At 61.4% G+C, this 12,276-nt stretch carries 12 protein-coding genes and 1 pseudogene; 9 read left to right on the forward strand and 4 right to left on the reverse strand.

Features of this window, described 5'->3' with window-relative positions:
- The first annotated feature begins 238 nt into the window (after nt 1–238).
- Nucleotides 239–2,308 (forward strand): AsmA family protein, encoded by a 2,070-nt coding sequence (locus tag JFV30_RS31865; protein WP_201126034.1) that lies wholly within the window; start codon nt 239–241, stop codon nt 2,306–2,308.
- A 45-nt stretch (nt 2,309–2,353) separates the two neighbouring features.
- On the opposite strand, the gene JFV30_RS31870 is transcribed toward JFV30_RS31865, so the two are convergent.
- Nucleotides 2,354–2,884: a ferritin-like domain-containing protein gene (locus JFV30_RS31870; RefSeq protein WP_010173935.1), complete on the reverse strand. Its 531-nt coding sequence runs from the start codon at nt 2,882–2,884 to the stop codon at nt 2,354–2,356.
- 98 nt (nt 2,885–2,982) lie between these two features.
- On the reverse strand, nt 2,983–3,894 hold the full coding sequence (locus JFV30_RS31875; RefSeq protein WP_201126035.1) for a LysR substrate-binding domain-containing protein: 912 nt from the start codon (nt 3,892–3,894) through the stop codon (nt 2,983–2,985).
- 124 nt (nt 3,895–4,018) lie between these two features.
- On the opposite strand from JFV30_RS31875, the gene JFV30_RS31880 reads away from it, so the two are divergent.
- From JFV30_RS31880 to JFV30_RS31890, 3 genes and pseudogenes are all read left to right on the forward strand, one after another.
- The gene (locus JFV30_RS31880) at nt 4,019–4,660 is read left to right on the forward strand and encodes an FMN-dependent NADH-azoreductase (RefSeq protein ID WP_201126036.1); all 642 of its coding nucleotides are present in this window, start codon (nt 4,019–4,021) and stop codon (nt 4,658–4,660) included.
- 1 nt (nt 4,661) lies between these two features.
- Nucleotides 4,662–4,967, forward strand: coding sequence for a DMT family transporter (locus tag JFV30_RS31885; RefSeq protein WP_010173940.1), 306 nt, complete (start codon nt 4,662–4,664; stop codon nt 4,965–4,967).
- 69 nt (nt 4,968–5,036) lie between these two features.
- Nucleotides 5,037–5,927, forward strand: a pseudogene (locus JFV30_RS31890) (esterase/lipase family protein).
- Here the strand turns inward: JFV30_RS31890 and JFV30_RS31895 are convergent.
- Nucleotides 5,924–6,799, reverse strand: a complete 876-nt coding sequence (locus JFV30_RS31895; protein WP_010173945.1) for a DMT family transporter — start codon at nt 6,797–6,799, stop codon at nt 5,924–5,926. The pseudogene JFV30_RS31890 and the gene JFV30_RS31895 sit on opposite strands and share 4 nt — an antisense overlap.
- Before the next feature lie 97 nt (nt 6,800–6,896).
- On the opposite strand from JFV30_RS31895, the gene JFV30_RS31900 reads away from it, so the two are divergent.
- The 3 genes from JFV30_RS31900 to JFV30_RS31910 all read left to right on the forward strand — a co-directional run bounded on the left by JFV30_RS31900 (nt 6,897) and on the right by JFV30_RS31910 (nt 9,186).
- Entirely contained in the window at nt 6,897–7,691 is a 795-nt protein-coding gene (locus JFV30_RS31900) for an AraC family transcriptional regulator (protein ID WP_201126037.1), read from the forward strand.
- A 63-nt stretch (nt 7,692–7,754) separates the two neighbouring features.
- Nucleotides 7,755–8,069, forward strand: coding sequence for a PsiF family protein (locus JFV30_RS31905; RefSeq protein WP_010173948.1), 315 nt, complete (start codon nt 7,755–7,757; stop codon nt 8,067–8,069).
- A gap of 103 nt (nt 8,070–8,172) precedes the next feature.
- Nucleotides 8,173–9,186, forward strand: a complete 1,014-nt coding sequence (locus tag JFV30_RS31910; protein ID WP_003217402.1) for an AI-2E family transporter — start codon at nt 8,173–8,175, stop codon at nt 9,184–9,186.
- Between the two features lie 198 nt (nt 9,187–9,384).
- Here the strand turns inward: JFV30_RS31910 and JFV30_RS31915 are convergent, their stop codons facing one another.
- Nucleotides 9,385–10,653 (reverse strand): Hsp70 family protein, encoded by a 1,269-nt coding sequence (locus tag JFV30_RS31915; protein WP_093202293.1) that lies wholly within the window; start codon nt 10,651–10,653, stop codon nt 9,385–9,387.
- A 289-nt stretch (nt 10,654–10,942) separates the two neighbouring features.
- On the opposite strand from JFV30_RS31915, the gene JFV30_RS31920 reads away from it, so the two are divergent.
- Complete coding sequence (locus JFV30_RS31920; protein ID WP_010173950.1) at nt 10,943–11,890, forward strand: DnaJ C-terminal domain-containing protein; 948 nt, start codon at nt 10,943–10,945, stop codon at nt 11,888–11,890.
- Nucleotides 11,891–11,892: 2 nt separating this feature from the next.
- Nucleotides 11,893–12,198, forward strand: coding sequence for a chaperone modulator CbpM (locus JFV30_RS31925; RefSeq protein ID WP_010173951.1), 306 nt, complete (start codon nt 11,893–11,895; stop codon nt 12,196–12,198).
- The last annotated feature ends 78 nt before the right edge of the window (nt 12,199–12,276 follow it).

A 12,276-nucleotide genomic window follows, 5' to 3' on the forward strand; every position in this document is an offset into this window, starting at 1 on the left:
CTCGCAGGTCTCAAGCCCGCGCTTTTGCACTGTGATGGGTATTTTCGACACGATCGTGGGTAACAACGGTGCGCCGTCGATGATAGAAACTGTCGAGTTGGTCAGGAAACGCGGTTTTTACGGGTAATTCTTCAATGGGGTTAAACCCCCGCGCCGTTTGTCAGTCGTAGCCATATAAGCTGTAGTCAAAACGTGCGCCGCAAGGCGCCCGCTCAGTCGTAACCTGGAGTCCTGTGCAATGACGCGCACTCGTAAAATTCTCGCCTGGAGCTGCGCCAGCTTCGTTTTGTTAATCGCCATCGTGGTGTTGGTCCTGGTGTTCTTTGACTGGAACCGGATCAAGCCGCCGCTCAATGCCAAGGTCTCCGAAGAGCTGCACCGCGCCTTTGCCATCAACGGCAACCTGGCGGTGGTGTGGCAGCGCGAGCCCGATGAAGGCGGCTGGCGCGCCTGGGTTCCGTGGCCCCATGTGATTGCCGAAGACCTGACCCTGGGCAACCCCGACTGGTCGAAAGCCCCGCAGATGGTCACCCTCAAACGCGTGGAGCTGCGCATTTCGCCCCTGGCGTTGCTGGCCCAGCGCGTGGTGATTCCGCGGATCGACCTCACCGAGCCGAGTGCACAGTTGCAGCGCCTGGCCAACGGCCGCGCCAACTGGACCTTCAAGTTCGACCCCAAGGACCCCGACGCCGAACCGTCCAGCTGGGTGGTGGACATCGGCGCGATCGGCTTCGACAAAGGCCACGTGACCCTCGACGATCAAACCCTCAAGACCCAACTCGACGTGGTGATCGATTTGCTCGGCAAGCCGATTCCCTTCGGCGAAATCGTCGGCGATGCTGATGCCAAGAAAGCATTGGAAAAAGGCTCGGCGCCGCAGGACTACGCGTTCGGGCTCAAGGTCAAAGGCCAATACCACGGCCAGAAACTCGATGGCACTGGCAAGATCGGTGGCCTGCTGGCATTGCAGGACGCGGCCAAGCCGTTCCCGCTGCAAGCCCAGGCCAGGATCGGCGACACCAGCATCGCGCTGGCCGGCACCCTGACCGACCCAATGAACCTCGGCGCCCTCGACCTGCGCCTCAAACTCTCGGGCAGCAGCCTGGGCAACCTGTATCCGCTCACCGGCGTGACGCTGCCGGATTCGCCGGCCTATTCCACCGACGGCCACCTGATCGCCAAGCTGCACGAAGCCAGCGGCGCGTCGTTCCAGTATGAAAACTTCAACGGCAAGATCGGCAACAGTGATATCCACGGCAACCTCGGTTACGTCGCCAGCCAGCCACGGCCCAAGCTCACGGGCGCGTTGGTCTCCAACCAACTGCTGATGACTGACCTCGCGCCATTGATTGGTGCCGATTCCAACGCCAAGCAAAAAGCCCGTGGCGGCGAAAGCAAGCAGCCGGCAACCAAAGTGCTGCCGGTGGAAGAGTTCCGCACCGAGCGCTGGCGCGACATGGATGCCGATGTTGAATTCACCGGCAAGCGCATCGTCCACAGTGCCGAGTTGCCGTTCACTGACCTCTACACCCACCTGGTGCTGAACGATGGTCAGTTGAGCCTCGAACCCCTGCGTTTCGGCGTGGCGGGCGGCAAGCTAGACGCGCAGATTCGCCTCAACGGGCGTACCACGCCGATGGAAGGCCAGGCCAAACTCACCGCGCGCAACTTCAAGCTCAAGCAGTTGTTCCCAACCTTCGAACCGATGAAAACCAGCTTTGGTGAACTCAACGGTGACGCGGACATTTCCGGGCGCGGCAACTCTGTAGCGGCGTTGCTCGGAACGTCGAATGGCGATCTGAAGATGTTGATCAACGACGGCGCCATCAGCCGTGGCCTGATGGAAATCGCCGGGCTTAACGTCGGCAACTACGTGGTCGGCCGCCTGTTTGGCGACAAGGAAGTGAAGATCAACTGCGCGGCCGCGGACTTTGGCATCAAGTCCGGCCTGGCGACGACTCGCCTGTTTGTGTTCGATACCGAGAACGCCATCATCTACATCGATGGCACGGCGAACATGGCCAGCGAGCAGTTGGACCTGACCATCACGCCAGAGTCCAAGGGCTTCCGCCTGTTCTCCCTGCGCTCGCCGTTGTACGTCAACGGGCCGTTTATCAAGCCCAATGCCGGGGTGAAAGCCGTGCCGTTGATGTTGCGTGGCGCGGGCATGGTTGCGCTGGGGGTTATTGCCGGGCCGGCGGCGGGCTTGCTGGCGCTGGTAGCACCGAGCGGCGATGAGCCGAACCAGTGTGCGCCGTTGCTGCAACAGATGAGGGAAGGCAAGGCACCGAAGACGGTGAAAGGCTAAAAAAAGGGGAGCCATTTGGCTCCCATTTTTTTGTGCGGCGGTTGCTTACAGGTCTTGCAGAATATCCGCCATGTCGTCGGCGTGTTCTTCTTCCTGGGCCAGGATGTCTTCGAAGATCCGGCGGGTGGTCGGGTCTTTATCGCCGATGTACTGAATGATCTCGCGATAGCTGTCTACCGCAATGCGCTCGGCGACCAGGTCTTCGTAGACCATTTCCTTCAGCGTATTGCCGGCCACGTACTGGGCGTGGGAGTTCTTCGACAGCAGGTCGGGGTTGAACTCCGGCTCGCCGCCCAGCTGCACGATGCGCTCGGCCAGCTTGTCGGCGTGTTCCGCTTCCTGGGTGGCGTGTTCGAGGAATTCCTCGGCGGCGACATGCGCCTTGACGCCATTGGCCATGAAATAGTGGCGTTTGTAGCGCAGCACGCACACCAGCTCGGTGGCCAGCGATTCGTTGAGCAAGCGCAGGATTTCCTGGCGGTCGGCGTCATAGCCTTCGGTTACGGCACCGTTTTCGACGTTCTTGCGGGCGCGCTCACGTAAGGTGGCTACGTCAGACAAATGTGAGTCAGTCATCTCATTCTCCTGGTACTAATCCGGTTTTGCGCCACACTCTGCCGGCGTGATCGCTCCAAGTTGTGAGTCCCAGGCAACGCAAAAAGTTTTATCGGATTTTACAACGCGTGCCCCGACAGCCGTGCTTCCTCCTGTAGCCACTCAAAAAACGCCCGGACCGGCGGGTGCCGTTCACGGCCCGGTACGCACAGGGCGCTGTAGCCGGCGCCGTCGACGCGGATCTCTGGCCGGTAGGGCACCAGCAGCCCACTGGCGAGTGTTTCCGAGACCAGGATATTGCTCGCCAACACCAGGCCCTGGCCGGCAATCGCCGCTTGCAGGGCATAGTGTTCTTCATCGTATTCGCGCAATGGCGAGGCGGATTGCAGCCAGTGTTCCCCTGCCTTTTCGCACCAGGCCTGCCAGCCCAGGGCGTAGAGCCTGGAGTTGTGCCAGCGCACGCTGATCAAGGTCGGGGTGCGCTGGCTGGCCAGGGCGACCTGTTCGGGAGAGCCGTACACCGCAAAACACTCGTCGAACAGACACAAGCCATGCAGGTTCGCGTAGTCGTCCAGGCTGTAGCGGATTACCAAATCGACGCTGGCATCTTGCTGCAAGTCCACGACGGCGCAGTTGGTGTCCAGGCGCAGGTTGATGTTCGGGTGGGCGGCATAGAAGCGTCCCAGTCGCGGCACCAGCCACAAGGCGGCGAACGCGGGCGTGGTGGACAAGGTGAGATGGCCGGCGCTGCGCTGCGGTCGCAGGGTGTCGATGCTTTGCGCTACGTCCAGCAGTGCGCCATGCAGGCTGTGGAACAATCGCTCGCCACACTCCGTCAGGCGGACCTGGCGCGGCAGGCGTTCGAACAATGGCACGCCGAGCCAGGTTTCCAGGGAGCGAATCTGGTGGGACACCGCCGTGGGCGTCACCGACAACTCCTGGGCGGCAGCCTTGAAGCTCAGCAGGCGCGAGGCTGATTCAAAGGCACGCAGGGCGGTCAGGGGCAGCGAGGCAAACATGTGGGGCTCCATGGATGAAATTATTTCATCCAAAGCAACTATTGCTCATTTGTGAGGCCGGCGGCCCGGCTCTAGATTTGTGCGCAAGAGAGGCAGCCATTCAGGTTGCCCGAGTCTAGCGCGTGAAGGCTTACAGATGAAAAAAATGCTTGCGATCCATTCCAGTCCCCGTGGCGAACGTTCCCATTCCCGGCGCCTGGCGGAGGTGTTTCTGGCCGCCTGGCACACCGCCAACCCGGACGCGCACCTGACCCGCCGCGAAGTCGGCCGTGCGTCGATTCCCCATGTCAGCGAAGCGTTTATTGCCGCCAGCTTCCACCCCGAACCCCAGTCCATGCCCCTGGCCATGCACGCGGATCTGCAACTGAGCAATGAGCTGGTCAGCGAGTTGGTCGAGCATGAACTGCTGGTGATTTCCGTGCCGATGTACAACTTCGGGATTCCCAGCGGCCTCAAGGCCTGGATCGACCAGATCGTGCGTATGGGGCTGACGGTGGATATCACCCAGGACAGCCAGGGCATCGCCCAGTACAAGCCTTTGCTGTTGGGCAAAAAGGCATTGATCATCACCAGTCGCGGCGGCAGCGGCTTTGGCCCGGGCGGTGAAAACGAGGCGATGAATCACGCCGACCCGCACCTGCGAACGGCCCTGGGGTTTATCGGCATCGAAGACGTCACGGTGATTGCCGCTGAAGGTGAAGAGTCCGACCCCAGCGTTTTCCGCCGCTCCTGCGATGCGGTCGAAGGTCAGTTGCGGGACCTGGCAGGGAGCTTCTGACGTGTCCTGGCTCTTCCTGCTGATTGCGGCCGGGTTCGAGGTGACCTTTGCCATGAGCATGAAATACGCCGACGGTTTCACCCGGCTGTGGCCATCGCTGATCACCGTCATCGCGGCCGTGGGCGGGATCTACTTCCTGACCCTGGCCATGCGTGAGTTGCCGGTGAGCGTCGCCTACCCGATCTGGACCGCCATCGGCTCGCTGGGCACGGTGTTTCTCGGGTTTGCGTTGCTGGGGGAGAGCCTGACGCTGATCAAGCTGGTGTCGGTGGGGCTGATCGTCGCTGGCGTGGTGGGCCTCAAGTAGCGTCATGGCTTGGTCACGGAGGCTGGTCTAGGATGGGCCCATCGCCTCGCTTTCAAGGACGTTCGCTCCATGCCGCAGTCATTGGCTACACGTTATCCGCTGGTGCTGGTGCCGGGGATGTTGGGGTTTGTGCGCCTGGTGCTGTACCCGTATTGGTACGGCATCGTCCCGGCGCTGCGTGCCGGCGGGGCGCAGGTGTTTGCGGTACAGGTGGCTCCGCTCAATTCCAATGAGGTGCGGGGCGAACAGCTGCTGGCGCAGATCGAGACGATTCGCCGGGAAACCGGAGCCGACAAGGTCAACCTGATCGGCCATAGCCAGGGCTCGCTGACGGCGCGGTATGCGGCGGCCAAACGCCCGGACTGGGTGGCGTCGGTGACCTCGGTGGCCGGGCCCAACCATGGCTCGGAACTGGCGGATTACTTCCACACCCATTACCCGGCGCACAGCGCCAGGGGGCGTATCCTGAGTGTGTTGCTGCGGCTGGTCGGCGTGCTGATGGGCCTGCTGGAAACCGGCTACCGCGGCCCGCGTTTTGCGGCGGACATTCATGCGTCCCACCAGTCACTGACGAGCGAAGGCGTGGCCTTGTTCAATCGCCAGTATCCCCAGGGCATCCCGGACACCTGGGGCGGGCAGGGCGCCGGGGAGGTCAATGGTGTGCGCTATTACTCCTGATCCGGCACCTTGCAACCGGGCAAGACGGACCGTGGGCGCAACCTGCTGGACGGGACGAATCGCAGTTGTCGGTTGTTCGCCAGAACCTTTGTGCGGGAGAAGGGCCAGTGCGACGGCATGGTCGGCCGTTGCAGCTCGCACCTGGGCACAGTGATTGGCGATGACTACGCCCTGGACCACTTCGACATCGTCAACCAGTCCCTGGGACTGGTGGGCAAGGGCGCCGAGCCGATCCGGCTGTTTGTCGAGCATGCCCGGCGCCTGAAGGAGGCCGGGGTTTAGCCTGGCCTGACCGGGGTTGTCCAACGCTCCGACAAAATCACCCCGCCCAGCGTCAGCAGTCCACCCACCAGGTGATACATCGCCAACTGCTCCTTCAGCACCACCGCCGCAATCAGCGCCGTGATCAGCGGCAGCAGGTTGAAAAACAGCGTGGTGCGGCTCGGGCCCAGGGTCTTCACCGAATGCATCCATGCCAACGGCGCCAGCATCGAGGCCAACAGGCAGGCATACAGCACCAGCGGGATGTTCGACCAGCCAAGGCCGGCCTTGTCGGAGAACAGGAACAGCGGAAACAGCACCACGACCGCCACCAGCACCTGCAAATACAGCAATACCAGCGGCGGCAACCGCAGCTGCCATTTTTTCAGCAGGGTGCTGTAGACCGCATAGGCAAGGGTGGCCACCAGCATCATCGCGTCACCCAGGTTCAGGCCGTGTTGCAGCAGGGCGCTGAGGCTGCCGGCCGACACGACGACCACCACACCGGCGAACGACAGCACGGCACCGGTGAGGGCACCGAAGGTCAGGCGCTGGCCGAGGCTGATGATTGCGGCGGTGAGGGCCATCAGCGGCATCAACGAGAGGATGATGCCCATGTTGGTGGCCGAGGTCAGGTTCGCGGCGTAATACGCCAGGCTCTGATACACCGCCATGCCCAGTACGCCAAGGATGAAAATCTTGCCCAGGTTTGGGCGAATCAGCGGCCAATTGGCGATGACGGGCTTGAGCATGAACGGGGTAAACAGCAGACCGGCCAACAGCCAGCGATAAAAGCCGATCTCGGCGGGGAAAATCGTCCCCACCGCCAGTTTGTTGACCACGGTATTGCCGGCCCAGATAAAAATGGCCAATAACGGATAAGCGTATTGCATCGAGAAGAACCAGTTGCGTCTATGAGGGGCAATTATCCTTTGTCTGGATCGAAGCCTATACTTCGATCCAGCCATCCGACCTTTGTATCCAGACAACATGCTCAAGAAGTACATCAACCTACCCGATTTCGACCAGTTGCCGTCCCCGGTGTACTTCCGTTATTCGGAGTTCGAGGCTGACACCCACGCCAGCGCGCACCAGCATGCCTGGGGTTCCCTGGACTACTCGGCCCGCGGCGTGATGCGCTTTGAAGTGGCCGGGAGTCGCTTCATGTCGCCGCCGCAATACGCGGTGTGGATCCCCCCGAACACCCAACACAGTTCCTACAACGCCCAGGCGATTGTCTACCGCTCGGTGTACCTGGGGCCGGCGCTGTGCGAGCAATTGCCGCCGCAGCCGTGCACCCTGGCCATCAGCGATATCCTCAAGGCGATCCTCAGTGATTTCGCCGACCGTGACGTCAATATTCCCGAGAGTGAAGCCGATGTACGGCTGGCCCAAGTGTTGGTCGACCAGCTCAGGCAGGCGCCGGTGCATGATTGTTTCCTGCCGTACGCCAGCCGCCCCGGGTTGCTCAGTGTGCTCGAGGGCATGCAAGCCGATCCCGGCGATAACCGCGCGCTGGCCCAATGGGCGGAGCAGGTGCATGTCAGCGAACGCACCCTGGCCCGGCAATTTGCACGTGACCTGGGGATGAGCTTCGGCGAATGGCGCCAGCGCCTGCGATTCCTGGCGGCCATCGAGGCGCTGGACAGCCCCCGCAGCGTGCAGGAAGTGGCGTTTGACCTGGGCTACAGCACCGCCTCGGCGTTTATCGCGATGTTTCAGCGCCAGGCCGGCTGTACCCCGGAGCAGTACCGCCGAACGAATATACGCAGTAGGAAGGTGTAACAGGGTTTGACTACACTGCTGGGGAGGCCGTGCCCCTCGGCACGGTAACAGGGAGAAAACTCCATGAAGATGCTGCGTATTCCGCTGTTGATGATGGGCCTGCTGCTGTGTTCCCAAGGCTTTGCCGCGACTGCCGCACAGACGGCTCAGCAACAAAAAATGACCACGTGCAACGCCGAAGCCAAGACCAGTGGCAAAACCGGTGATGAGCGCAAGGCGTTCATGAGTACTTGCCTCAAGGCCGCTCCGGCCGCCAACGACGCCAAGACCCTCACGCCACAGCAGCAGAAGATGAAAGACTGCAACGCCACGGCGAAAACCCAGGCGCTGACCGGTGATGCGCGTAAAACCTTTATGAGCACCTGCCTGAAGAAATAATAGCCGGGTGCCATAGAAGGCTGCGACACTCGCACACAGCCCTCTGCAGGAGCGAGCATGCTCGTTCCTGCGCATCCTTTAACGCCGTTCGTTTTGAGGCTGTATGCCAACGTTTTCTCAGCGTCACGTGTTGTTGTTGGTCAGTTGCGTGCTTATTTTTGGCGGGCTGCTGCTGGTTTTGCCGTTGAAGTTGCTGCCGAGCCTGCTGGCCGGATTGCTGGTGTATGAGCTGGTCAACATGCTCACCCCACAGTTGCAGCGGTTGATCGAAGGCCGGCGTGCGCGCTGGTTGGCGGTGGCGTTGCTGGGGACTTTGATCGTCAGCATCCTGACCCTGATCTTTGCCGGGGCCATCAGCTTCCTGTTGCACGAAGCGGAAAACCCGGGGGCTTCCCTCGATAAATTCATGGGCGTGGTTGACCGTGCGCGCGGCCAGTTGCCGCCGTTTCTCGACGCCTACCTGCCGGCCAGCGCCGCCGAGTTCCGCGTGGCCATCGGCGAATGGCTGAGCAAGCACCTCAGCGAATTGCAGCTGGTGGGCAAAGACGCCGCGCACATGTTCGTGACCTTGCTGATCGGCATGGTGCTGGGTGCGATCATCGCCCTGCAACGCGTGCCAGACCTCACCAAGCGCAAACCCCTGGCCGCCGCGCTGTTTGATCGCCTGCACCTGCTGGTTCAGGCCTTTCGCAACATCGTCTTCGCCCAGATCAAGATCGCCGCACTGAACACCGCCTTCACCGCGATCTTCCTCGCCGTGGTGCTGCCGCTGTGCGGGATCCACCTGCCGTTGACCAAGACCCTGATCGTGCTGACGTTCCTGCTGGGCCTGTTGCCGGTGATCGGCAACCTGATGTCCAACACCCTGATCACCATCGTGGCCTTGTCGCTGTCGATCTGGGTGGCGGTGGCGGCGTTGGGTTACCTGATCGTCATCCACAAGGTCGAGTACTTCCTCAACGCGCGCATCGTCGGTGGGCAGATCAGTGCCAAATCGTGGGAATTGTTGTTGGCGATGCTGGTGTTCGAAGCCGCCTTCGGCCTGCCGGGGGTGGTGGCGGGGCCGATTTATTATGCGTACTTGAAGAGCGAGTTGAAGCTGGCGGGGATGGTTTAACAGCCAGCACCGGCACTTTGGCGGGAGGGCTGTTGTGGCGAGGGCTTGTCCCCGTTGGGCTGCGAAGCGGCCCCAAACCAGAGCAACGCGTTTAATCTGAAAAAATGCGTTTACCTTGATGGGGCTGCTTCGCAGCCCAACGGGGACAAGCCCCTCGCCACAACAAGCTCCTTCAGCAAAAGGAGTGGGGTTTGTCACTCAGTAGCCGTAGCGCTTGCTGGCCTCAATCGCCAGACCACTGCCGATACTGCCAAAGATATTCCCTTCCACATGCTGCGCATTCGGCAGCATCGCCGAGATGCTGTGGCGCAGTGCCGGGATGCCGCTGGAACCCCCGGTAAAGAACACCGTGTCCACCTGGGCCACGTCCACCGAGGCGTCGTTGAGCAACTGGGTCACGCTGTTGCGCACCCGCTCCAGCAAGCCATCAATGGCCGATTCGAACAACGCCCGGCTCAACTCCACGCTCAGCCCCGGCTCAACCCGGTCCAGCAGCACATGGCGGCTGTCCTGCTGCGTCAGCTGGATCTTGGTTTCTTCCACTTCCATCGCCAGCCAGTGCCCGGCACGCTGTTCGATCAGGTTGAACAGGCGGTCGATGCCGCCGGTGTCCTCGATGTCGTAGCGCATGCTGCCCAGCGCCAGCTTGGATTTCTGCGAGTACACCGAGTTGATGGTGTGCCAGGTCGCCAGGTTCATGTGGTGGCTGGTGGGCATGTAGGCGCCGCTCTTCATGCGGCTGCCGTAGCCGAACAGCGGCATCATGCCGGCCAGCGAGAGTTGCTTGTCAAAGTCGGTACCGCCGATGTGCACGCCGCCGGTGGCGAGGATGTCGTCGTGGCGGTTGTCGATCTGGCGACGCTCGGGCGACAGGCGCACCAGGGAGAAGTCGGACGTACCACCGCCGATGTCGACGATCAGCACCAGCTCTTCTTTTTCAATGGTGGACTCATAGTCGAAGGCTGCGGCGATCGGTTCGTACTGGAACGAGATGTCCTTGAAGCCGATCTTGCGGGCCACGTCCACCAGGGTGTTCTCGGCTTCCTGGTCGGCCATCGGGTCGTCATCCACGAAGAACACCGGGCGGCCCAGTACTACTTCGTCGAACTCACGCCCGGCGGTGGTCTCGGCGCGGCTCTTGAGCTGGCCGATAAACAGCGCCAGCAGGTCGGTGAACGGCATGGCCGTGCCCAATACGCTGGTGTCGTGCTTGATCAGCTTGGAACCCAGCAGGCTCTTGAGCGAGCGCATCAGCCGGCCTTCGTAGTTTTCCAGGTATTCGTGCAGGGCCAGGCGACCGTACACCGGGCGACGCTCTTCGAAGTTGAAGAACACCACCGACGGCAGCGTGATCTTGTCGTCCTCCAGCGCGATAAGCGTTTCCATGCCGGGACGAATCCAGCCGACGGTGGAGTTGGACGTGCCGAAGTCGATACCGCAGGCACGGGCTGGGGATGGGTTTTTCATGTCAATCGGGTTCCGGTTGAAAAACGGCCGCGCAGTGTATGCCACCCGCGTGCAGATGCGTAGGCCCGACTATCCGCTAAATACAGCACACTTGTTACCTTGAAAGCCCGGCCTTTGCCCCCAAATCCTCCCCATACGGTTGGTGGCTGCAAGTTTCTGCCCGCAGCGCCGATAAACTTCTGACGCACCCCCGGGTCACAAGATTGAGATCGGTCAATCCAGACGCCGCAAACAGGCGCATGCTGTGACGCTGGCAGTGCGATATCGATAACGGACGGTGATACTCCCGATGGACTTCAAAGACTATTACAAGATTCTCGGCGTCGAGCCGACTGCCGACGACAAGACGATCAAGGCCGCCTATCGCAAGCTGGCGCGCAAATATCACCCGGACGTGAGCAAGGAAAAGGACGCCGAAGCCAAGTTCAAGGACGCGTCCGAAGCCTATGAAGCGCTGAAAAGCGCCGACAAGCGCGCTGAATACGACGATTTGCGCAAATACGGCCAGCACGGCCAACCTTTCCAGGGCCCGCCAGGCTGGCAGAGCCGTGGTGGCTACGGCGGCGGTGGCCAGGACACTGGTGACTTCTCGGACTTCTTCAGCTCGATCTTCGGTTCGCGCGGCAATGGTTTTGGTGGTGCCCAGGGCCGTAGTGCCGGGCGTCGAGGGCAAGATGTGGAAATGGAACTGCCGGTCTTCCTCGAAGAGACCCTGTCCAACGAGTCCAAGCCGGTCACCTTCCAGGTGCCGCAGTACAACGCCGCCGGCCAGCACGTCAGCAACACCACCAAGAGCCTGAACGTGAAGATCCCGGCCGGTGTGGCCGACGGTGAACGCATCCGCCTCAAGGGCCAGGGCGCGCCGGGGATTGGCGGCGGTGCCAACGGTGATCTGTACTTGATCATCAAGTTTGCGCCACACCCCAAGTTCGATGTGGAAGGCGAGAACCTGATCATCACTCTGCCGCTGGCCCCGTGGGAGCTGGCGCTGGGTACTGAGGTAGCCGTGCCGACCCTCACCGGCAAGATCAACCTCAAGGTGCCGGCCGGCAGCCAGAACGGCCAGCGCATGCGCGCCAAGGGCCACGGCCTGTTGAACAAGGCCGGGCAGCGCGGTTACCTGTTTGTGCAACTCAAGGCGGTCATGCCGAAAAACACCGACGACGAGGTCAAGGCGTTGTGGCAGGCATTGGCTGAAAAGGCCGCTTTCGATCCGAGAGAAACATGGAGTAGCTAACGATGAGCAGTCCCCGTGTGGTTCAAGTGAACATGGCAGAATTTTGTGAGGCCACCGACCTGTCGGTGGCCTACGTGATCGAAATCGTCGAGCACGGCATTCTTGAACCGGCGGGGCAAAGCCCTGAGTCCTGGCGGTTTACCGATTACGAACTGGCCCTGGCCAAGCGTGCGTCGGCGCTGCAAAAAGACCTGGAGCTGGAATGGGAAGGCGTCGCCCTGGCGCTGGACCTGCTGGAAGAAGTGCAGCAACTGCGTGCCGAGAACCAGATGCTCAAGCAGCGTCTGGGGCGTCTGGTCGTCGAATAACGGCTGCTCTACATACTTACATCCGACCTTGGAACCGGGCTGATTAAGGTAATCGCCCCTCTCCGATTCCAAGGTATT

Source organism: Pseudomonas sp. TH32, assembly GCF_016650855.1.
In the GTDB taxonomy this organism is placed as follows: domain Bacteria; phylum Pseudomonadota; class Gammaproteobacteria; order Pseudomonadales; family Pseudomonadaceae; genus Aquipseudomonas.

Excerpts from the sequence above, each read along its gene's own strand:
- JFV30_RS31925 (WP_010173951.1), top strand. The coding sequence starts at position 11,893 with ATGAGCAGTCCCCGTGTGGTTCAAGTGAACATGGCAGAATTTTGTGAG.
- JFV30_RS31905 (WP_010173948.1), top strand. The coding sequence starts at position 7,755 with ATGAAGATGCTGCGTATTCCGCTGTTGATGATGGGCCTGCTGCTGTGT.
- JFV30_RS31880 (WP_201126036.1), top strand. The coding sequence starts at position 4,019 with ATGAAAAAAATGCTTGCGATCCATTCCAGTCCCCGTGGCGAACGTTCC.
- JFV30_RS31910 (WP_003217402.1), top strand. The coding sequence starts at position 8,173 with ATGCCAACGTTTTCTCAGCGTCACGTGTTGTTGTTGGTCAGTTGCGTG.
- JFV30_RS31870 (WP_010173935.1), bottom strand. The coding sequence starts at position 2,884 with ATGACTGACTCACATTTGTCTGACGTAGCCACCTTACGTGAGCGCGCC.
- JFV30_RS31865 (WP_201126034.1), top strand. The coding sequence starts at position 239 with ATGACGCGCACTCGTAAAATTCTCGCCTGGAGCTGCGCCAGCTTCGTT.
- JFV30_RS31920 (WP_010173950.1), top strand. The coding sequence starts at position 10,943 with ATGGACTTCAAAGACTATTACAAGATTCTCGGCGTCGAGCCGACTGCC.
- JFV30_RS31875 (WP_201126035.1), bottom strand. The coding sequence starts at position 3,894 with ATGGAGCCCCACATGTTTGCCTCGCTGCCCCTGACCGCCCTGCGTGCC.
- JFV30_RS31900 (WP_201126037.1), top strand. The coding sequence starts at position 6,897 with ATGCTCAAGAAGTACATCAACCTACCCGATTTCGACCAGTTGCCGTCC.
- JFV30_RS31915 (WP_093202293.1), bottom strand. The coding sequence starts at position 10,653 with ATGAAAAACCCATCCCCAGCCCGTGCCTGCGGTATCGACTTCGGCACG.
- JFV30_RS31895 (WP_010173945.1), bottom strand. The coding sequence starts at position 6,799 with ATGCAATACGCTTATCCGTTATTGGCCATTTTTATCTGGGCCGGCAAT.